General features: G+C 61.6%; 22 protein-coding genes. 10 read left to right on the top strand and 12 right to left on the bottom strand.

Annotated elements, in window-relative coordinates:
- The first annotated feature begins 190 nt into the window (after positions 1-190).
- The 5 genes from ACSQ2W_RS00090 (at position 191) to aat (ending at position 3,993) form a co-directional block, all read left to right on the top strand.
- Positions 191-958: a DsbA family protein gene (locus ACSQ2W_RS00090; RefSeq protein ID WP_436084412.1), complete on the top strand. Its 768-nt coding sequence runs from the start codon at positions 191-193 to the stop codon at positions 956-958.
- A 124-nt stretch (positions 959-1,082) separates the two neighbouring features.
- A complete protein-coding gene (gene aroQ, locus ACSQ2W_RS00095; protein ID WP_436084413.1) occupies positions 1,083-1,529 on the top strand; it encodes a type II 3-dehydroquinate dehydratase in 447 nt (148 codons plus the stop codon).
- A 22-nt stretch (positions 1,530-1,551) separates the two neighbouring features.
- Complete coding sequence (gene accB / locus ACSQ2W_RS00100) at positions 1,552-2,016, top strand: acetyl-CoA carboxylase biotin carboxyl carrier protein (protein WP_436084414.1); 465 nt, start codon at positions 1,552-1,554, stop codon at positions 2,014-2,016.
- A gap of 10 nt (positions 2,017-2,026) precedes the next feature.
- Positions 2,027-3,370 (top strand): acetyl-CoA carboxylase biotin carboxylase subunit, encoded by a 1,344-nt coding sequence (accC, locus tag ACSQ2W_RS00105; RefSeq protein ID WP_436084415.1) that lies wholly within the window; start codon positions 2,027-2,029, stop codon positions 3,368-3,370.
- Positions 3,371-3,378: 8 nt separating this feature from the next.
- Positions 3,379-3,993 (top strand): leucyl/phenylalanyl-tRNA--protein transferase, encoded by a 615-nt coding sequence (gene aat / locus ACSQ2W_RS00110; RefSeq protein ID WP_436084416.1) that lies wholly within the window; start codon positions 3,379-3,381, stop codon positions 3,991-3,993.
- A gap of 15 nt (positions 3,994-4,008) precedes the next feature.
- Here aat and ACSQ2W_RS00115 read toward each other — a convergent pair whose 3' ends face one another.
- The 4 genes from ACSQ2W_RS00115 to gatB all read right to left on the bottom strand — a co-directional run bounded on the left by ACSQ2W_RS00115 (position 4,009) and on the right by gatB (position 7,140).
- Positions 4,009-4,461 carry a DUF2155 domain-containing protein gene (locus ACSQ2W_RS00115; RefSeq protein ID WP_436084417.1) on the bottom strand — a complete coding sequence of 151 codons (453 nt, stop codon included), beginning with the start codon at positions 4,459-4,461 and terminating at the stop codon, positions 4,009-4,011.
- Positions 4,462-4,588: 127 nt separating this feature from the next.
- Positions 4,589-4,984 carry an NADH:ubiquinone oxidoreductase subunit NDUFA12 gene (locus ACSQ2W_RS00120; RefSeq protein ID WP_436084418.1) on the bottom strand — a complete coding sequence of 132 codons (396 nt, stop codon included), beginning with the start codon at positions 4,982-4,984 and terminating at the stop codon, positions 4,589-4,591.
- Positions 4,985-5,136: 152 nt separating this feature from the next.
- Positions 5,137-5,634 (bottom strand): GNAT family N-acetyltransferase, encoded by a 498-nt coding sequence (locus ACSQ2W_RS00125; protein WP_436084419.1) that lies wholly within the window; start codon positions 5,632-5,634, stop codon positions 5,137-5,139.
- 3 nt (positions 5,635-5,637) lie between these two features.
- Positions 5,638-7,140: an Asp-tRNA(Asn)/Glu-tRNA(Gln) amidotransferase subunit GatB gene (gatB, locus tag ACSQ2W_RS00130; protein WP_436084420.1), complete on the bottom strand. Its 1,503-nt coding sequence runs from the start codon at positions 7,138-7,140 to the stop codon at positions 5,638-5,640.
- Between the two features lie 146 nt (positions 7,141-7,286).
- Between gatB and ACSQ2W_RS00135 the strand changes: the two genes are divergently transcribed.
- Positions 7,287-7,604, top strand: a complete 318-nt coding sequence (locus tag ACSQ2W_RS00135; RefSeq protein WP_436084421.1) for a DUF1294 domain-containing protein — start codon at positions 7,287-7,289, stop codon at positions 7,602-7,604.
- A gap of 115 nt (positions 7,605-7,719) precedes the next feature.
- On the opposite strand, the gene ACSQ2W_RS00140 is transcribed toward ACSQ2W_RS00135, so the two are convergent.
- The 5 genes from ACSQ2W_RS00140 to ACSQ2W_RS00160 all read right to left on the bottom strand — a co-directional run bounded on the left by ACSQ2W_RS00140 (position 7,720) and on the right by ACSQ2W_RS00160 (position 11,398).
- Positions 7,720-8,229 carry a GNAT family N-acetyltransferase gene (locus ACSQ2W_RS00140; RefSeq protein ID WP_436084422.1) on the bottom strand — a complete coding sequence of 170 codons (510 nt, stop codon included), beginning with the start codon at positions 8,227-8,229 and terminating at the stop codon, positions 7,720-7,722.
- A 62-nt stretch (positions 8,230-8,291) separates the two neighbouring features.
- Positions 8,292-8,768, bottom strand: coding sequence for a GNAT family N-acetyltransferase (locus ACSQ2W_RS00145; protein ID WP_436084423.1), 477 nt, complete (start codon positions 8,766-8,768; stop codon positions 8,292-8,294).
- Complete coding sequence (gene gatA, locus ACSQ2W_RS00150; RefSeq protein WP_436084424.1) at positions 8,762-10,243, bottom strand: Asp-tRNA(Asn)/Glu-tRNA(Gln) amidotransferase subunit GatA; 1,482 nt, start codon at positions 10,241-10,243, stop codon at positions 8,762-8,764. The genes ACSQ2W_RS00145 and gatA overlap by 7 nt, the downstream gene beginning before the upstream one ends.
- Before the next feature lie 47 nt (positions 10,244-10,290).
- A complete protein-coding gene (gene gatC, locus ACSQ2W_RS00155) occupies positions 10,291-10,578 on the bottom strand; it encodes an Asp-tRNA(Asn)/Glu-tRNA(Gln) amidotransferase subunit GatC (RefSeq protein WP_436084425.1) in 288 nt (95 codons plus the stop codon).
- 115 nt (positions 10,579-10,693) lie between these two features.
- Positions 10,694-11,398 (bottom strand): metal-dependent hydrolase, encoded by a 705-nt coding sequence (locus tag ACSQ2W_RS00160; RefSeq protein ID WP_436084426.1) that lies wholly within the window; start codon positions 11,396-11,398, stop codon positions 10,694-10,696.
- A gap of 81 nt (positions 11,399-11,479) precedes the next feature.
- Here ACSQ2W_RS00160 and ruvX point away from each other — a divergent pair, with 81 nt between their 5' ends.
- Positions 11,480-11,974 carry a Holliday junction resolvase RuvX gene (gene ruvX / locus ACSQ2W_RS00165; protein WP_436084427.1) on the top strand — a complete coding sequence of 165 codons (495 nt, stop codon included), beginning with the start codon at positions 11,480-11,482 and terminating at the stop codon, positions 11,972-11,974.
- Here ruvX and ACSQ2W_RS00170 read toward each other — a convergent pair.
- On the bottom strand, positions 11,911-12,255 hold the full coding sequence (locus tag ACSQ2W_RS00170) for a DUF6105 family protein (protein ID WP_436084428.1): 345 nt from the start codon (positions 12,253-12,255) through the stop codon (positions 11,911-11,913). The two genes, ruvX and ACSQ2W_RS00170, sit on opposite strands and share 64 nt — an antisense overlap.
- Entirely contained in the window at positions 12,252-12,407 is a 156-nt protein-coding gene (locus ACSQ2W_RS00175; protein ID WP_436084429.1) for a hypothetical protein, read from the bottom strand. Before ACSQ2W_RS00175 ends, ACSQ2W_RS00170 begins: the two co-directional genes overlap by 4 nt.
- Positions 12,408-12,578: 171 nt before the next feature.
- Between ACSQ2W_RS00175 and ACSQ2W_RS00180 the strand changes: the two genes are divergently transcribed.
- Positions 12,579-13,514 (top strand): AEC family transporter, encoded by a 936-nt coding sequence (locus ACSQ2W_RS00180; protein WP_436084430.1) that lies wholly within the window; start codon positions 12,579-12,581, stop codon positions 13,512-13,514.
- Here the strand turns inward: ACSQ2W_RS00180 and ACSQ2W_RS00185 are convergent.
- Positions 13,496-15,145: an acyl-CoA dehydrogenase family protein gene (locus ACSQ2W_RS00185; RefSeq protein ID WP_436084431.1), complete on the bottom strand. Its 1,650-nt coding sequence runs from the start codon at positions 15,143-15,145 to the stop codon at positions 13,496-13,498. The genes ACSQ2W_RS00180 and ACSQ2W_RS00185 overlap by 19 nt on opposite strands.
- 200 nt (positions 15,146-15,345) lie before the next feature.
- Here ACSQ2W_RS00185 and ACSQ2W_RS00190 point away from each other — a divergent pair, with 200 nt between their 5' ends.
- A complete protein-coding gene (locus tag ACSQ2W_RS00190; RefSeq protein ID WP_436084432.1) occupies positions 15,346-16,287 on the top strand; it encodes an aspartate carbamoyltransferase catalytic subunit in 942 nt (313 codons plus the stop codon).
- On the top strand, positions 16,284-17,567 hold the full coding sequence (locus ACSQ2W_RS00195) for a dihydroorotase (RefSeq protein ID WP_436084433.1): 1,284 nt from the start codon (positions 16,284-16,286) through the stop codon (positions 17,565-17,567). The genes ACSQ2W_RS00190 and ACSQ2W_RS00195 overlap by 4 nt, the downstream gene beginning before the upstream one ends.
- The last annotated feature ends 26 nt before the right edge of the window (positions 17,568-17,593 follow it).

Consider the following 17,593-nt stretch of genomic DNA (forward strand, 5'->3'; position numbering starts at 1 on the left):
ATGTGCCTGATCGCAATGGGCTTCACAAGTGCGCGAGCGTCGCATTTCTGCCGATTTTGCGGTTTCGTTTGGCGCCGCGCGCCCCTATGCTGGCTGCAGAAATTCTGTTGTCTTTCAAACAAGCCTGTTGACCCCACCTCGGCAATTGAACGACAGACCGACCACATAAGAAAAGGCTACGAGGAAAGACATGGCATTCAACGCCCGAAAGACCATCGCCGCAACACTCATCCTGCTTTTGGCGACGGCTGCGCTGCCGCAAGGTGCGCAGGCGCTGGATGACAAGCAGAAGCAGGAGATCGGCGCGTTCATCAAGGAATACCTCGTCGCCAATCCGGAAATCCTCCTGGAAGCGCAGCAGGCACTGAAGAAGAAACAGGCCGACGAGCAGCTGCAGCAGGCGGAAGCCGCCGTCAACGACAATGAAAAGGCGATCTTCCAGTCGAAATATGACGTCACGCTCGGCAATCCGAACGGCGACGTGACCATCGTCGAGTTCTACGACTACAATTGCGGCTACTGCAAACGCGCCCTGTCCGACATGGACGCCGTTCTCGAAAAAGACAAGAATGTCCGTTTCGTGCTGAAGGAACTGCCGATCCTCGGACCGGATTCGATGGCCGCGCATAAGGTAAGTGCCGCCTTCCGCGACATTGCGCCGGAGAAATACGGCGACTTCCATCGCGCGCTCCTCGGCGGAGAAGAGCGCGCGACCGAGGAAACGGCAATCGCCGTTGCCGGCAAGCTCGGCGTTGCGGAAGCCGACCTTCGCAAGAAGATGGACGCGAACACGCAGGATGAAGGCGTCAAGGAAGCTTATACACTTGCCAACAGCCTCGGCATCACCGGCACGCCCTCCTATGTGGTCGGCCGCGAGACTGTTTTCGGCGCGGTCGGCGCAGAGGAACTGGAAACGAAGGTCGCGAATGTCCGCGCTTGTGGCAAGACCGTCTGCTGAACGCCGGTTTTCCAGCAATAGCGAGCGTTATCGCTTGTGGACAAAAGCCGCGGGGGGCCGTAGGGCTTTTCCTCGCGGAACCATCCGTCTATAGGTAACGCTCGATTATCGGACCCGATCCCCTATGCCATCGACAATTTTCGTGCTGAACGGCCCCAACCTCAATGCGCTCGGTAAACGTGAGCCCGGCATCTATGGGGCGCAGACGCTGGCCGATATCGAGGCGATGTGCATGGAACACGGCAAGACGCTCGATCTCGACGTCGTCTGCCGCCAGAGCAATCATGAAGGCGACCTCGTCGACTGGTTTCACGAGGCGGGGAACGTGGCGCAGGGCATTATCGTCAACGCCGGCGCCTATACCCACACCTCGATCGCCTTGCACGACGCTGCGAAGGCAATTGGTATCCCGGTCATCGAAGTGCACCTTTCCAATGTCCACGCCCGTGAAGAATTCCGGCACAAGTCGATGCTCGCTCCGGCGGCAAAGGGCGTGATTTGCGGCTTTGGCGCCGATAGTTACATTCTCGCGCTCAATGCGCTAAAGACACTCACGCAACAGACGAAATAAAAAGAACACGAGGCTCTCATCCATGGCTGACAAGAAACCCGGCATCGACCAGACGCTGATCCGCGATCTCGCCAACATCCTGAACGAAACCGATCTGACCGAAATCGAAGTGGAACAGGAAGACCTGCGTATCCGCGTATCGCGCGCCGGGACACCGCAATACGTCTCCGCTCCGGTTCCGGCCATGACGGCTCCGATTCAGACGGCGGCTGCCGCAGCGCAGGCTGCCGCACCGGAGAGCGCAAGGACCTCGAAGAACGCCGTGACCGCGCCGATGGTGGGCACCGCCTATCTGTCGTCCGCTCCGGGTTCGCGCCCCTTCGTTGAAGCCGGCGCCACAGTCAAGGAAGGCCAGACCATCCTGATCATCGAAGCCATGAAGACGATGAACCAGATTCCGGCCCCGCGTTCCGGCCGCGTAGTCGAAATCCTCGTTGAAGACGGCGCGCCGGTTGAATACGGCGAAGCGCTAATCATCATCGAATAGGCCATCACAGATGATTTCCAAGATCCTTATCGCCAATCGCGGCGAAATTGCCCTCCGGGTCCTGCGCGCGTGCAAGGAACTCGGAATCGCGACAGTTGCCGTTCACTCCACGGCCGATGCCGATGCCATGCATGTACGCCTTGCCGACGAAAGTGTCTGCATCGGACCGCCGCCCTCGCGCGACAGCTATCTGAACATCCACCAGATCGTCGCGGCCTGCGAGATCACCGGCGCCGATGCCGTGCATCCGGGCTATGGCTTCCTGTCGGAGAATGCCAAGTTCGCCGATATCCTCGACGCGCATGGCATCACGTTCATCGGTCCGACGGCCGATCACATCCGCATCATGGGCGACAAGATCACGGCGAAGGAAACCGCCAAGTCCCTTGGCATTCCCGTCGTTCCCGGCTCCGCCGGCGAGGTGAAGCCAGAGAACGCGCTGGAAATCGCCCGCAAAATCGGCTTTCCCGTGCTGATCAAGGCGACGGCCGGCGGCGGCGGACGCGGCATGAAGGTGGCCCGCAGCGAGGACGATCTGTCCGAAGCCGTTTCCACCGCCCGTTCGGAAGCTCTGGCCGCGTTCGGCAATGACGCAGTTTATATGGAAAAATACCTCAGCAAGCCGCGCCATATCGAGATCCAGGTGATCGGCGATGGCGAAGGCAATGCCATCCATCTGGGCGAGCGCGACTGCTCGCTGCAGCGCCGCCACCAGAAGGTCTGGGAAGAAGCCAACTCCCCGGCGCTTAATGTCGAGCAGCGGATGAAGATCGGCGAAATCTGCGCCGACGCCATGCGCAAGCTGAAATATCGCGGCGCAGGCACCATCGAGTTCCTCTACGAGAACGGCGCGTTCTACTTCATCGAGATGAACACCCGCCTGCAGGTGGAACACCCGATCACCGAGGCGATCACCGGCATCGACCTTGTCCACGAGCAGATTCGCGTCGCTTCCGGTGCCGGCCTGTCTGTAACGCAGGACGAGGTCGTCTTCTCGGGCCACGCCATCGAATGCCGCATCAACGCCGAGGATCCGCGCACCTTCGTGCCCTCGCCCGGCACGATCACGCATTTCCATGCGCCCGGCGGTCTTGGCGTCCGCGTCGATTCCGGCGCCTATCAGGGCTACCGGATCCCGCCCTATTACGATAGCCTGATCGGCAAGCTGATCGTGCACGGGCGTACCCGCGTCGAATGCATGATGCGCCTGCGCCGCGTGCTGGACGAATTCGTCATCGACGGCATCAAGACGACGCTGCCGCTGTTCCAGGACCTGATCAACAATCAGGACATCGCCAACGGTGATTACGACATCCACTGGCTGGAGCACTATCTGGCCCAGCCGTCCGAATGAGGTTTTGAATGAAAGGGACCCGCAGCAAGCAGCCGGACATCACCCCGGATTTGCTGTTGCGGGCCTATTCCATCGGCCTTTTCCCGATGGCCGATTCGGCAGACGACCCGGAGCTTTTCTGGGTCGAGCCGGAACTGCGCGGGATTATCCCGCTCGACAACTTCCACGTTTCGAAAAGCCTCGCGAAGACGATAAGGCGCGCACCCTTCGATATCCGTTACGACACGGCCTTCGAGGAGGTCATGGAAGGCTGCGCTGCCCCTGCCCCAGACCGACCGACAACCTGGATCAACGCCAAAATCCGCTCGCTCTACGCAACGCTGCACGGCATGGGACACGCTCACTCCGTGGAAGCATGGGAGGGGGAGGAACTTGTCGGAGGGCTCTATGGGGTCTCGCTCGGCTCGGCCTTCTTCGGCGAAAGCATGTTCTCGCGCCGCACGGACGCCTCGAAGATCTGCCTCGTCCATCTGGTCGAGCGCCTGCGCAAGCGTGGCTTTACGCTGCTCGACACGCAATTTACCACCGAACACCTGAAAAGTTTTGGCGCAATAGACGTGCCCAAGGCGCGCTACGAAAAGCTGCTGGCGCGCGCCGTCGCCTCACCGCATATCAAATTCTGAAAATCGGGATGTTGCCTACTGGCTGGCTGCAGCGTCCGGCGGCGGCAGGTCGGACTTTGCCTTGCAACTGTTCAGCCAGACGTCATAGACCGGATGTTCGACGGCGTTCAGGCCGGGGCTGTCGGCAAACATCCAGCCGGTAAAGATGCGGCGGATCTTGCGGTCGAGGGTGATCTCGTCGACCTCGACGAAGGTGTCGGTCTTCGGCGCCTCGGTATCGTCGCGGCTATAGCAGACGCGCGGTGTCACCTGCAGGGCGCCGAACTGAACGGTCTCGCCGATATAGACGTCAAAGGTGGTAATGCGGCCGGTGATCTTGTCGATGCCGGAAAAGACGGCCACCGGATTGGTGATACGCGCCGCCTCGGTGGCCACGGTCATGGAGAGAAGCGAGGTACCGGCAATCGCGAACAGGGCAGCCGCCGCAAAGGCCCGGCGCATCTGAATTCGCTGATTTGAAATTACCATTTACGCCCGTCTCCCGCGCGATCCCGATCAAAGTACCGGGTATCAGGCGCTAAACATGAAATGTGGCCGGGGCATGGTGCCACGGGTGCAATCGAAAGTAGGAAAAACCCCGGCCTTAAAATTCGGCTCAGGACCGTGGCGTCCAGGCATCATAGTCGCCGGTTACGCGCGGACGCTCGCCGTTCTTGCTGATCGAGCCCTGGGGACGATAGGCATCGGCGGTACCGGTGGCATTCACGCGGTGCGGCTTCTGCCATTCGCGCGGTTGATAGTTTTCGTCGGCGGGCGAAACATCGGTGCGGTGATGCATCCAGCCATGCCAGCCCGGTGGAATGGCGGAAGCATCGGCATAGCCGTTGTAGATTACCCAGCGGCGGGTACGGCCCTCGGAGTCCTTGCCGCCCTCGTAATAGACGTTACCGGCGGCATCTTCGCCGACCCGCTTGCCGAAGCGCCAGGTATGAAAGCGCGTGCCGATCGTCTGTCCATTCCACCAGGTAAAAATCTGCAACAGAGACTTCATGATGTCCGTCCTTGACCGCGCCAAACAACCGCGCGGGATATCCTAGAGTGCTGTTCCGCTTATGCCGCGCAGCCTCTTCAATGTCCAGTGATTCCGTTGCCGCAGCGAGGAACGAAGCGTTGCATCAACATGGAAACAACGTCTGCACACCGTTAGCCGAGCGGCTTTTCCATGATGATCGCGGGAATGCCGGACTGGTCGTCGCCGCAATTGGCCGTCGCGCCGATTTTCACGAAACCGTGCGCTTCATAGAAGGAGATGGCCGCGAGGTTCTCTGGCTCCACTTCGAGCTGCATGAACTCGGCATCGGGAAAGCAGGTTTCGAGTTCGGCAAACATGTCGCGGCCGATGCCCTGCCGCTGGAATTTCGGCAGGACGTAGAGCTGATGCAGGATTGCGCCCTTCTTGAGAGTGTCCGACATCGCGGCAAAGCCCATGCCGGCGATGTCCTTGCCGTTGTCCGCGACCACGAACTCGGCATTCTTGCGGGCAAGCCGCGCCTTCAGCGCCGGCACCGAATGCCATTTCGCCGTCAGCTCCGCGACCTTTTCAACGCCATAAAGCGTATCATAGGTGGCGTGCCATGTTTCGCCAAGAAGCGCGCTCACCCTGGCAAGATCGCGCTCCGAAGCTGTGCGGACAAAGAACACCGCTTAGTCCTCGAGCCCGAGTTTGGCCTTGACCAAAGCCTGCACGGCTTGCGGATTGGCCTTGCCGCCGGTCGCCTTCATCACCTGGCCGACGAACCAGCCGGCAAGCGAGGGCTTCGCCTGGACCTTGGCAACCTGATCAGGGTTTGCCGCAATGATCTCGTCGACGGCCTTTTCGATGGCGCCGGTATCGGTCACCTGCTTCATGCCGCGCGATTCGACCAGTTCGGCCGGATCGCCGCCCTCGTTCCAGACGATTTCGAACAGGTCCTTGGCGATCTTGCCGGAGATGACTTCCGACTTGATCAGGTCGAGAATACCGCCAAGTTGAACGGGGGAAACCGGAGTGTCTTCAATGCCTTTGCCGGCTTTGTTCAAGGCACCCAGCAGGTCGTTGATCACCCAGTTGGCGGCGATCTTGCCATCACGGCCGGCGGCAACGGCCTCGTAATAGTCGGCGATCGCCTTCTCCGAGACGAGTACCGAGGCGTCATAGACCGATAGCCCGAGCTCGCGCACGAAACGCTCCTTCTTGTCATCCGGCAATTCCGGCAGATGCGCCTTCAGCTCCTCGATGAAGACGTCGTCGAACTCCAGCGGCAGAAGGTCCGGATCGGGGAAATAGCGGTAATCATGCGCGTCTTCCTTGGAGCGCATCGAGCGTGTCTCGCCCTTGTTCGGATCGAACAGGCGGGTTTCCTGATCGATGGTACCGCCATCCTCGATAATGGCGATCTGGCGGCGGGCTTCGTATTCGATGGCCTGGCCGATGAAGCGGATCGAGTTGACGTTCTTGATCTCGCAGCGCGTGCCGAACCCTTCGCCCGGGCGGCGCACCGAGACGTTGACGTCGGCGCGCATCGAGCCCTCGTCCATGTTGCCGTCGCAGGTGCCGAGATAGCGCACGATCGAGCGCAGCTTGGTCATGTAGGCCTTGGCCTCGTCCGAGGAGCGCATGTCGGGCTTGGAAACGATCTCCATCAGCGCCACGCCCGAGCGGTTGAGATCGACATGGGACATGGTCGGATTCTGGTCGTGCATCGACTTGCCCGCATCCTGCTCCAGATGCAGCCGCTCGATACCGACCTCGACATCCTCGAACTGGCCCTGGCGATCGGGGCCGACCGAAATGATGATCTTGCCCTCTCCGACGATCGGGTCCTTGAACTGGGAAATCTGATAGCCCTGCGGCAGGTCCGGATAGAAATAGTTCTTGCGGTCGAAGATCGAGCGCTTGTTGATCTTAGCCTTCAGGCCAAGTCCGGTGCGCACCGCCTGCTTGACGCATTCCTCGTTGATCACAGGCAGCATGCCGGGCATGGCGGCATCGACGAGCGAGACGTTGGAGTTCGGCGCATTGCCGAAGGTCGTGGACGCACCCGAAAACAGCTTCGAATTGCTCGTCACCTGGGCATGGACTTCCATGCCGACGATGATCTCCCAGTCGCCGGTGGCGCCTGGGATATAGCGTTTCGGATCGGAAATGCGGACATCGACAAGGGTCATGGAATGCTCTTCTGTAAGCTCGAAATCGTGACCTTCTCGGTAGAACAATTGGCTGGGGGGTGCAAGGCTTGTCACATCCCACGTGACGTATTGCAGCCACCAGAAGCGTTTGAGGTCCGTTCAGATATGCCTGCCAAAATGGCGCGATGACACAAAGCCTGGCCGCAATCCTCCTCATCCTGCTGATCAATGCCCTCACCTTCTGCGTCTTCTGGTGGGACAAGGACGCCGCCCGCAAGGGGCGATGGCGCGTTCCTGAAAGCCGGCTGCTCTGGCTTGCGTTGATCGGCGGCAGCCCGGGCGCGGTCTTGGCCCAGCGGCTCTTGCGTCACAAAACGCGCAAGGAGCCCTTTCGGACGCAGCTGATGCTCATCTGCGCGCTGCACCTGGTTGGCCTCGTCGCGGGGCTTTCCGCGCCGTTCTGGGCTCCCATGGCGTTTGCTGCGATGTCGCTCGCGCTCTGATCACCAGCAAACAACCGCTGACAGGAAAATACCGGCGAGAGCGAATTGCCTCGCCGGACTTCCAAACGCTGATCTCGCCGGATTTCAAAACAAGGTGATGCCGCCGCCGGTGAGCTCAAAACCACTGCTGGCCAGATTGAGCAGCAGGCTCTTCCAGCAACTTGCTCAAGCCGACGGACTCGACGTCCCTGTCGAGTTTTGGCGCATAGGCAGTCGAAAGCCAGCTGATCGAATATCCGTGTTTGCGGAAGAAGCTGATCGCCGGCGTATTTTGTGAATGGGTCTTGATAACGGACGCCTCGAACCCTTCGACGAGAATACGGCGCTCCAGTTCGGCAAGCAGGACGGAGCCAAGGCCATTCCGTTGCACCGCAGGCCTTATCCAGAGATCGGAGATATGGCCGTCATTGTCTTCGCGCGCGGCCCAGCCGGCGGCTTCGCCGCCGAACTCGATGACGCTGACCGAAAACCACTTCGACCGCAGAAAGGAGAGAAACGCCAGTTCCGCCACGCGGCGCATCGCTTGTGCGTCGGCAACGCCGGAAACGGCCTTCTCCCAGGCTTCGAGCCCGATCGCCGTCAAGACGAGGATTTCTTCTTCGCGCGCTGGACGAATTTCGGCCATTAAGCGGCTCCCTTCCGCTCCAATAGAACATTCGAACCGAGTCTTGGCCAGACCGGTGCCGATCAAAGGAATTTGCGCAGCCCCACCTTTTCCACAACGGCGCCGACCACATCCCATTCGGCCGGCGCCTGCCAGCAGATATCGAATCCTGTTAGACGATAAAAAGCCAAAGCTGCCGAATTGTCCCGATGGGTTTCGAGCACCGCGACCGTGCCGCCTTTGGTCTGGATAAGGTGGCACGCTTCAGCCACCAATGCTGTTGCTATTCCTCGACGCTGAAACTGCGGCGACACCCAAAGATCGGCGATTTCGCCACGCGCGGCGATGACGCCGCACCAGCCCGCGATATTGCCGTCAATCTCCGCGATTATCGCGTGCGGGATGCATTTGGCGGACATTTCTGCAAAAATACGGCGAGCACCGTTCAGGACTTCCACAGAAGTCCAGTTGGGCTCAACCGGATTGGCGGCAAAAGCCTCCAGGCTGGTTCGCGCGATCGCCGCCGCATCGGTTGCGACGGCAGAACGGATCGTTACCACCACTTCTGCGGCGAGAACTTACCGGCTGCCTGCTCGATGACATGCGCAGTCTTGAACAGGGTCTCTTCCTCGAACGGCTTGCCGATCAGCTGCAGGCCGAGCGGCAGGCCCTTGTGGTCGAGGCCGGCGGGGACGGCGATGCCCGGAAGCCCGGCCATGTTAACCGTCACCGTGAAGATGTCGTTCAAATACATCTTGACCGGATCCGATGCGAGATCCTCGTCGGCGATGCCGAAGGCGGAGGACGGGGTAGCAGGCGTCAGGATCGCATCGACGCCGGCATGGAAGGCCAGTTCGAAATCGCGCTTAATCAGCGTGCGGACCTTCTGGGCGCGCAGGTAGTAGGCATCGTAGTACCCGGCCGAGAGCACATAGGTGCCGATCATGATGCGGCGCTTGACCTCCTGGCCGAAGCCGGCGGCGCGGGTCTTTTCGTACATGTCGGCAATGTCCTTGCCGTCGACGCGCAGGCCGTAGCGGACGCCGTCATAGCGGGCAAGGTTGGATGAGGCTTCGGCCGGGGCAACGATGTAATAGGCCGGAAGCGCATATTTGGTATGCGGCAGGCTGATATCGACGATCTCGGCACCGGCGTCCTTCAGCCAGGCGATGCCCTGCTGCCACAGCGTCTCGATCTCTTCCGGCATGCCGTCGACGCGGTATTCCTTCGGGATGCCGATCTTCATGCCCTTCAGCGATTGGCCGAGCGACGCCTCGTAGTCCGGCACCGGCAGATCGACGGACGTGGTGTCCTTCGGATCGACGCTCGCCATCGATTTCAAGAGGATCGCCGCGTCGCGCACGTCGCGGGCGATCGGGCCGGCCTGATCGAGCGACGAGGCAAACGCGACGATGCCCCAGCGCGAGCAGCGGCCATAGGTCGGCTTGATGCCGACGGTGCCGGTGAAGGCGGCCGGCTGGCGGATCGAGCCGCCGGTATCGGTCGCGGTAGCGCCGGCGCAGAGGAAGGCGGCCACGGCCGCGGCCGAACCGCCGGAAGAGCCGCCGGGAACCAGATCGAGGTTGGAGCCCTTTGACTTCCACGGGTTGATCACCGGGCCGTAGTAGGAACTCTCGTTCGACGAGCCCATGGCGAACTCGTCCATGTTGAGTTTGCCGAGCATGACGGCACCGTCGTTCCAGAGGTTCTGGGTGACGGTCGATTCGTAACGCGGCTTGAAGCCGTCGAGGATATGGCTGCAGGCCTGCGTGTGCACGCCTTCTGTGCCGAACAGGTCCTTGATCCCGAGCGGAATGCCTTCCAACGCTCCGGCCTTGCCGGCTGCGATGCGGGCATCGGATGCCTTGGCCATGTCTCGCGCCTTGTCCGGCGTTACCGTCACATAGGCGTTCAGCGCAGGATTGGCCGCCTCGATCGCGCCGATATAGGCTTCCGTCAGCTCGACGGCGGTGATGTCCTTGGAGCTGAGCTTGGTGCGCGCTTCAGCGATGGTCAGGCGGGTCAGGTCGGTCATGGCAGGCTTTCAAAATCGGGAGCGTTCGGGCGACGGCTACGAAGGGCTTATTCGACCACTTTCGGGACAAGGAAGAAATTCCGGTCCTCGTTCGGGGCATTGGCGACGATGTCGTCGGCCTTGTTGCCGTCGGTCACCACGTCCGCCCGCATCTTCATCTCCATCGGCGTCACCGAGGTCATCGGCTCGACACCATCGACATTCACCTCGGAGAGCTGCTCGACGAAACCCAGGATGCCATTCAGCTCGCCGGTCATGCGCTGCGCATCCTCTTCGCTGACGGCAATGCGGGCAAGACGCGCGACGCGCTTCACGGTGGCGAGATCAACTGACATGGATATTCTCCGAGTACGACATTTCCTACCCGCTATAATGACCAAGCACCGGGCACGCAACGGGGGAATCGCCCCGCTGGGTACCTCGTCGAGCATTTCCGCGGGGTGGAAGAGGCTAGAAAGAGACGATACCACCGACGGCAGGAACCTCGACCTTCGCCTTGCCACCGTCCATTGCGGCGACGAACGTGTCGGCCGTCTGGTCGATGATGCCGAACGAGCCGTAGTGGCAGGGGATGACCGTACCGAACTTGAAGAAGCGCTGGCAGGCGAGCGCGGCGACGGCTCCGCCCATGGTGAAGCGATCGCCGATCGGCACAAGGCCGATTTCCGGCTGATGCAGCTCGTTGATGAGCGCCATGTCGGAAAAGATGTCGGTGTCGCCCATATGGTAGAGCGTCGGCTCGTCTTCGAAATGCAGCACCAGCCCATTTGCGTTGCCGAGCGAATGCGACACGCCGTCCTCGGTGATCTGCGCCGACGAATGCAACGCGTTGACGAAGGTGGTCGATAAACCATCGAGGTGGATGGTGCCGCCCGTATTGCCCATTTCCAGCGCCTTGACGCCGCGCGAGCCGAGCCATACCGCCAGAGCGGCATTGGCGACAACGGTGGCACCGGTTTCCTTCGCCAGCGCGATCGTATCGCCGACATGGTCGTCATGGCCGTGGGTCAGGAGGATGTGGGTCAGCCCTGCCGCCGCATCCTTGCGCGTGGACTCGTCAAAGGACGGATTGCCGGTAAAGAACGGGTCGATCAGGATTTTTGCCTTGGCGGTTTCCAGATGAAAGGCGGAATGCCCGAGCCATTTGATCTTCATGAAATACTCCTTGGTGATTTGTCGGCCGGATGCGGATATGGATCAGCCGACTAAACCTTAAAGACCGAATCGGCAAATCACATGGCTGTTCTCACGATAGACGAACTCGTATCCAACCTCCTGCCCGGCCAGGCGATCGGCGGGCTCGACCTCGGCACCAAGACGATCGGCATTTCCGTCTCCGATCTCGGCCGGCGATTTGCCACGCCGCGCGAACTGATCAAGCGGGTGAAGTTCGGCATCGACGCCGAAGCGCTGCTTGCCATGGCGGCCAAGGAGAAGATTGCCGCCTTCGTCATCGGCCTGCCGATCAACATGGATGGTTCCGAAGGCCCGCGTGCCCAGGCAACAAAGGCGTTCGTGCGCAACATGGCGCAGAAGACCGACATTCCCTTTGTTTATTGGGACGAACGGCTTTCGACGGTGGCAGCGGAACGGGTGCTAATCGAGATGGATGTCTCGCGAAAGAAGCGCGCTGACAGGATCGATTCGGCCGCCGCATCCTTCATTCTTCAGGGTGCGCTCGACAGATTGACGTCGTTGGCGAAGGATGCGACCCCGGATTCGGCAGGCTGAACCGCCGGAAAGCGGCGGCTGTACCAGGCGCGAATCTCGCGGCGCTTGCGATAGGCGATGATCGCAAAGACGATCAGGCTATCGAAGGCGATGGCGCGGGCGACGAGCGGCGGGATGGTTTCCGGCGGCAGGCCGAGCACGTGGCCGTAGACGGCGAAGACGAGATCATGCGCCTGCCGGGTCAGCATGAAGATGCCGAAGCTCATGTCGTAGTAGGAAAGGCCGTACCAGCCAGTGAGCAGGATGACGGGGCAAGCCCAAAGGATCAGGAACCACCTCATGCCGCTCTCCCCTCAGCCATCATGCCGCGCTTCAACTGCACCGAAGCCCAGTCGAGCGCCATGGCGCCGACCAGAACGACGGCCGGGATCGTCAGATCGAGCGCGAGGCCCGCAAAAAACATCATCATGATGATCGTCAAGCCAGTTCTCACCGAACGTGCTCCATTCCAGAAATCGTTATATTTGTCGTCACGTCCCACTCTTGTCCCTTAACCCCGGCCACGCAACGTAAACCATCCGTTAAGGTTAATTTCGGCGCGATGCGGTTGCCGTCCTGTGGACAAGAGTCTATCGATGGATTTCTCCCTCCTTCGGGCCTCTTCATGACGATCATCTTCGAAAGCATCCTGCCGATCTTCCTGCTCGTGTCGCTGGGCGTCTGGCTGAAGCGTTCGCCGCTGATCGATCTGACGCTCTGGGAGGGACTGGAGCAGCTCGGCTACTATATCCTCTTCCCCGCCCTTCTGTTCTCGACGCTGGCGACGGCCGATTTTACCGGCATGAAGACGGATGCGACGGCGCTGGCGACGATCGGAAGCGTTACGCTGATGTCGGCCGCGCTGCTGTTGCTCTGGCCGATGCTGCGTGCCCGCCACGTCTCCTCCGCCGCCTTCACATCCATCTTCCAGACGGCGACACGCTGGAATGGCTTCATGGCACTCGCCATCGCGCAGAAGCTCTACGGCCCACTCGGTCTCAGCCTGACGGCGCTGGTGATGACGCTGGTTATCATCCCGATCAACCTCTACAATGTCGGCGTTCTCATCGGCTTCAATGGCGGGCCGAAGGGGCTGAAATTCTTTGCCTTCAAGATCGCCACCAATCCGCTCATCGTCGCCTCGGCGCTCGGCATCGTGCTGAATGCGTCGGGGATTCCGGTCTACGGACCAGTGCTGAACGCCATCGAGATGCTGGCCAGCGCCTCGCTCAGCCTCGGCCTCGTCATGGTCGGCGCGGGCCTGAAGGTTTCGGATGCGCTGCGGCCGAGCCTTGTCGCCCTCCTTGCCGTCTTCCTGAAGCTGATCATCATGCCGGTCTTCATGGTCGGCACCGCCTATGCTCTCGGCATTCGCGGCGACAGCCTGCTGGTGATCGCGCTCGGCGCCAGCGTGCCGACGGCGATGAACGGCTATCTGCTTGCCAAGCAGATGGGGGGCGATGCGCCGCTCTATGCAGCTGTCGCAACCGTGCAGACGGTCGTCTCGTTCTTCACCATCCCGCTGGTGCTGACTGTTACCGGCTATGTCGCGGGCGGATAAAGCAGATCGACGATATAGGCGGAGTCGAAGCGCGAATCGAGCATGCCGTAGGTTGAGCGCCAGCCGGCGGCAAGACGGGATTCAAGGAACGCGTCGGCAATGCGCCCTGCCCCTAGCCGATAGAGTTCGGCGGCAGCGGCAGCGAGCGCCAGCTGCTCGACGAGCATGCGCGCTGCCCCTTCGTCGCGCTCGCACAGCGACATGGCCGCCCTAAGCACATCGACGGTCTTCTTGGCAGACGGGCCGAGATCGCGGCTGATCACCTGGAACAGTAGCTCGAACAGATCCTTGCCACGCGTCAGCACCCTGAGCACGTCGAGCGCCATGACATTGCCGGAACCCTCCCAGATCGCATTGACCGGGGCTTCGCGATAATGCCGGGCGATCGGCCGTTCCTCGACATAGCCGCTGCCGCCGAGGCATTCCATCGCCTCATAGATCAGCGCGGGGGCGATCTTGCAGCACCAGTATTTCGCGACCGGCGTCATGATCCGCGCGTAGGCCGCGTCCTCGGCGCTGTCGCGCGCCTTGTCGAAGGCTTCGGCGAGCCGGAAGGACAAGGCGCTTGCCGCCGCCACGTCCAGCGCCATGTCGGCCAGAACCCGGGTCATCATCGGCTGGGCAATCAGCGTCTTGCCGGAAACCTTGCGGCCACGCACATGGTGCACGGCCTCGGCAAGTGAAGCCCGCATCATGCCGGCCGACGCCAAAGCGCAATCGAGCCGCGTCAGCGTTACCATGTCGAGAATGGTGCGGATGCCGGCATCCGGCGTACCGAGCACGAACCCGAACGTGTCGGAGAATTCCACCTCCGACGAGGCGTTCGAGCGATTGCCGAGCTTGTCCTTCAGCCGCTGGAAGCGCAAGCCATTGGCAGAGCCGTCCTCCAGGAGGCGCGGCACGAGGAAGCAGCCGAGACCGTCGCGAGTCTGCGCCAGCATCACGAACGCGTCGCTCATCGGCGCCGACATGAACCATTTGTGGCCGTTGAGACGGTAGATGCCCTCGCCGACCCGCTCGGCCGTCGAGGTGTTGGCACGCACGTCCGTGCCGCCCTGCTTTTCCGTCATGCCCATGCCGATAGTGACGGACGACTTCTGCATCCAGGGCCGGTTGGATGAATCATACTTCCGCGACAGGATTTTTGGCGCCCATTCCTTCTGGACGGCTGGCGACGCGGAAATCGCCGCCACGGAGGCGCTGGTCATTGTCAGCGGGCAGAGATGGCCACATTCGAGCTGTGCCGTCAGATAGAAGCGGATCGCCCGCGCCTTGTGCGATCGTCCGCGCTCGTCGGCGATGTTTTCCCAGGCCGAGGCATGCAGTCCCGATGTCATCGAGCGGCGCATCAGCGCGTGCCAGGCGGGATGGAACTCGACCACGTCGAGACGTTCGCCGCGCGGTCCGTGGGTGCGCAGCTTCGGCACGCCCTCATTGGCCATGCGCGCCAGGTCCTGCGCCTCCGGCGATGTCGCATAGCGGCCAAGCGCCTCGAAGTCGTCGCGCAGGGGCCGCGGCATCGACGCGGCAATGTCGACCACGAGCGGGTCGGACCTGAATGCGTTGATTCCCGACCAGGGCTTCGGCTGGTTCAGTTCGGCGAGTTTCTGTTCATTTCGGTTCAGAGTCATGTCGCGTTTCTAACCCAAGTCCCTGTGCTTAGGAACAGCACCGGGATGGGATAAACACCGCTTCCCGCAACAATTTACAGGAAGCGCGCGAACGGCCACAAAAGCACGGGAATGCGCCCTGTTTGCATAGCCTCAGCCTTGCCGGTTCGCCCTGCAGTCATTATAGACCCACGCAACTTCACGATATGAGGCGGCTCCCCATGGATTTCTTTCCGCATCGCCACCTGCTCGGCATCAAGGGCCTGAGCGAACAGGACATCACGCTCCTGCTCGACCGGGCCGACGAAGCCGTCAAGATTTCCCGCCAGAGAGAGAAGAAGACCTCGACGCTGCGTGGCCTGACGCAGATAAACCTCTTCTTCGAAGCCTCGACCCGGACGCAATCCTCCTTCGAGCTTGCCGGCAAACGCCTCGGCGCCGACGTCATGAACATGTCGGTCAGCAACTCCTCGGTGAAGAAGGGCGAGACGCTGATCGACACCGCGATGACGCTGAACGCGATGCATCCGGACGTCTTGGTCGTTCGCCATTCCTCGGCCGGGGCCGCCGCGCTGCTCGCACAAAAGGTTTCCTGCTCCGTCGTCAACGCCGGCGACGGCCAGCATGAGCATCCGACGCAGGCGCTGCTCGACGCGCTGACCATCCGCCGCGCCAAGGGCAAGCTGTCGCGCATCATCGTCGCCATCTGCGGCGACGTGCTGCATTCGCGCGTCGCCCGCTCCAACATCCTGCTTCTGAACCAGATGGGCGCCCGCGTTCGCGTCGTGGCCCCTGCCACACTGCTGCCGTCCGGCATCGCCGACATGGGCGCCGAAGTCTACCATTCGATGAAAGAAGGGCTGAAGGACGCCGATGTGGTGATGATGCTGCGCCTGCAGCGCGAGCGCATGGCCGGCTCCTTCGTGCCCTCGGTGCGCGAATATTTCCGCTATTACGGGCTCGACGCCGAAAAGCTGAAGGCGGCCAAGGACGATGCGCTTGTCATGCATCCCGGCCCGATGAACCGCGGCGTCGAGATCGCCTCGGAAATCGCCGACGGGCCTCAGAGCGTGATCGAGCAACAGGTCGAGATGGGGGTCGCGGTGCGCATGGCGGTGATGGAAACGCTTCTTCTCTCGCAGAACCAGGGGCCGCGCGCATGACCAACGCCCTCGTCCTGAAGAACCTCCGCATCATCGACCCCTCGCGCAGCCTCGACGAGACCGGAACCATCATTGTCGAAAACGGTGTTATCCTTGCTGCCGGAAAGAGCGCCCCGGGCGCTCCGAAAGGTGCCGAAGTCAAGGATTGCAGCGGCCTCGTCGCGGTCCCGGGTCTGGTCGATGCCCGCGTCTTCGTCGGCGAACCCGGCGGCGAATATCGGGAAACCATCGAATCCGCGTCACGTGCCGCGGCCGCCGGCGGCGTCACCTCGATCATCACCATGCCCGATACCGATCCGGTCATCGACGATATCGCGCTGGTGCAGTTCGTGCAGAAGACGGCGCGCGACAAGGCGCTGGTCAATGTCTATCCCGCGGCGGCGCTCACCAAGCATCTCGACGGCGAGGAAATGACCGAATTCGGCCTGTTGCGCGAGGCGGGCGCCGTCTGCTTCACCAATGGACGCGAGCCCGTGCACGACACGCTGGTTCTGCGCCGTGCCATGACCTATGCGCGCGAATTCGGCGCCGTCATCGCGCTCGAAACCCGCGACAAATATTTGGGCGCCGGCGGCGTCATGAACGAAGGCCTGCTCGCCAGCTGGCTCGGCCTCTCCGGCATACCGCGCGAAGCCGAGATCATCCCGCTCGAGCGTGACCTGCGCATCGCCGGACTGACCAGGGCTGCTTATCATGCCGCGAAGATCTCCCTGCCAGAATCCGCCGAAGCCATTGCAACGGCCCGCAAGCGCGGGGCGAACGTCACCTGCGGCATCTCGATCAATCACTTGACGCTGAACGAGAACGACATCGGCGAATACCGCACCTTCTTCAAGCTCTCGCCGCCGCTGCGCGGCGAGGACGACCGCGTGGCGATGGTTCAGGCGCTCGCCGACGGCACGATCGACATCATCGTTTCCTCGCACGATCCGCAGGACGTCGATACCAAGCGGCTGCCCTTTGCCGATGCCGCGGATGGCGCAATCGGTCTGGAGACGATGCTGGCCGCTGCCCTGCGCCTCTATCACAGCGGCGACGTGCCCCTGATGCGCCTGATCGACGCCCTGTCCACGCGGCCCGCCCAGATCTTCGGCCTCGACGCCGGAACGCTGAAACCGGGCGCCAAGGCCGACATCGCGCTGATCGATCTCGACGAACCCTGGATCGTTTCGAAGGACGCCATCGTATCCCGTTCAAAAAACACACCGTTCGAAAATGCCCGCTTTACCGGCCGGGCAGTTCAAACCTATGTTGCGGGAAAACTGGTCCACGCCATCTAGGCGAGACGGACCACGGGAGGGGAACC

Source organism: Pararhizobium sp. LjRoot255 (genome assembly GCF_964252905.1).
GTDB lineage: Bacteria > Pseudomonadota > Alphaproteobacteria > Rhizobiales > Rhizobiaceae > Pararhizobium.

What these genes read in the sequence shown, in the direction of transcription:
- accC (WP_436084415.1), top strand. Translation starts at nt 2,027, where the DNA reads ATGATTTCCAAGATCCTTATCGCCAATCGCGGCGAAATTGCCCTCCGG.
- ACSQ2W_RS00180 (WP_436084430.1), top strand. Translation starts at nt 12,579, where the DNA reads ATGACGATCATCTTCGAAAGCATCCTGCCGATCTTCCTGCTCGTGTCG.
- accB (WP_436084414.1), top strand. Translation starts at nt 1,552, where the DNA reads ATGGCTGACAAGAAACCCGGCATCGACCAGACGCTGATCCGCGATCTC.
- ACSQ2W_RS00140 (WP_436084422.1), bottom strand. Translation starts at nt 8,229, where the DNA reads ATGGCCGAAATTCGTCCAGCGCGCGAAGAAGAAATCCTCGTCTTGACG.
- gatA (WP_436084424.1), bottom strand. Translation starts at nt 10,243, where the DNA reads ATGACCGACCTGACCCGCCTGACCATCGCTGAAGCGCGCACCAAGCTC.
- ACSQ2W_RS00170 (WP_436084428.1), bottom strand. Translation starts at nt 12,255, where the DNA reads ATGAGGTGGTTCCTGATCCTTTGGGCTTGCCCCGTCATCCTGCTCACT.
- ACSQ2W_RS00195 (WP_436084433.1), top strand. Translation starts at nt 16,284, where the DNA reads ATGACCAACGCCCTCGTCCTGAAGAACCTCCGCATCATCGACCCCTCG.
- ACSQ2W_RS00190 (WP_436084432.1), top strand. Translation starts at nt 15,346, where the DNA reads ATGGATTTCTTTCCGCATCGCCACCTGCTCGGCATCAAGGGCCTGAGC.
- ruvX (WP_436084427.1), top strand. Translation starts at nt 11,480, where the DNA reads ATGGCTGTTCTCACGATAGACGAACTCGTATCCAACCTCCTGCCCGGC.
- aroQ (WP_436084413.1), top strand. Translation starts at nt 1,083, where the DNA reads ATGCCATCGACAATTTTCGTGCTGAACGGCCCCAACCTCAATGCGCTC.
- ACSQ2W_RS00135 (WP_436084421.1), top strand. Translation starts at nt 7,287, where the DNA reads ATGACACAAAGCCTGGCCGCAATCCTCCTCATCCTGCTGATCAATGCC.
- gatB (WP_436084420.1), bottom strand. Translation starts at nt 7,140, where the DNA reads ATGACCCTTGTCGATGTCCGCATTTCCGATCCGAAACGCTATATCCCA.
- ACSQ2W_RS00090 (WP_436084412.1), top strand. Translation starts at nt 191, where the DNA reads ATGGCATTCAACGCCCGAAAGACCATCGCCGCAACACTCATCCTGCTT.
- ACSQ2W_RS00185 (WP_436084431.1), bottom strand. Translation starts at nt 15,145, where the DNA reads ATGACTCTGAACCGAAATGAACAGAAACTCGCCGAACTGAACCAGCCG.
- ACSQ2W_RS00160 (WP_436084426.1), bottom strand. Translation starts at nt 11,398, where the DNA reads ATGAAGATCAAATGGCTCGGGCATTCCGCCTTTCATCTGGAAACCGCC.
- ACSQ2W_RS00120 (WP_436084418.1), bottom strand. Translation starts at nt 4,984, where the DNA reads ATGAAGTCTCTGTTGCAGATTTTTACCTGGTGGAATGGACAGACGATC.
- gatC (WP_436084425.1), bottom strand. Translation starts at nt 10,578, where the DNA reads ATGTCAGTTGATCTCGCCACCGTGAAGCGCGTCGCGCGTCTTGCCCGC.
- ACSQ2W_RS00115 (WP_436084417.1), bottom strand. Translation starts at nt 4,461, where the DNA reads ATGGTAATTTCAAATCAGCGAATTCAGATGCGCCGGGCCTTTGCGGCG.
- aat (WP_436084416.1), top strand. Translation starts at nt 3,379, where the DNA reads ATGAAAGGGACCCGCAGCAAGCAGCCGGACATCACCCCGGATTTGCTG.